This is a genomic window from Amphritea sp. (genome assembly GCF_050300915.1).
Classification (GTDB): Bacteria; Pseudomonadota; Gammaproteobacteria; order Pseudomonadales; family Balneatricaceae; genus Amphritea.
In genome coordinates, this window is record NZ_JBNKYN010000271.1 from 1 (window position 1) to 501 (window position 501).

At 53.5% G+C, this 501-nt stretch carries 1 protein-coding gene; it reads right to left on the reverse strand.

Going from position 1 to position 501, the window contains the following annotated elements:
• On the reverse strand, positions 1–501 hold a 501-nt coding region (locus ACQY8X_RS21250; RefSeq protein ID WP_428037115.1), incomplete at both ends, for a dihydroxy-acid dehydratase.

Below are 501 nucleotides of genomic sequence, written 5' to 3' on the forward strand. Positions count from 1 at the left end.
AGCGAAACCATGTCGCCGTCTTGTACTTTGCCAATCAAACCACCGGCAGCAGCCTCTGGCGACAAATGAATGGCAGCTGGCACCTTGCCCGATGCGCCCGACATGCGGCCATCAGTCACTAACGCTACTTTGTAACCGCGATCCTGCAACACACCCAACAACGGTGTCAGTTTATGCAGTTCAGGCATGCCGTTGGCCTTTGGCCCCTGATGGCGAATCACCACGATACAATCGCGATTCAGTTCGCCAGCATCAAACTTGGCCTGCAAATCATGTTGACTAGACAACACCACCGCAGGCGCTTTTACCACACGATGCTCTGGTGCAACGGCAGACACTTTAATCACACCGCGCCCCAGATTGCCTTTGAGCAAACGCACGCCACCCTCTTTATCGAAAGGTGTTGCGGCACTGGCTAATACGGCAGGGTCAAGGCTTTCTTCTACACAACCTTGCCATTGCAGTTTGCCGTCGATCAATTTCGGCTCTGTAGTGAAGTCT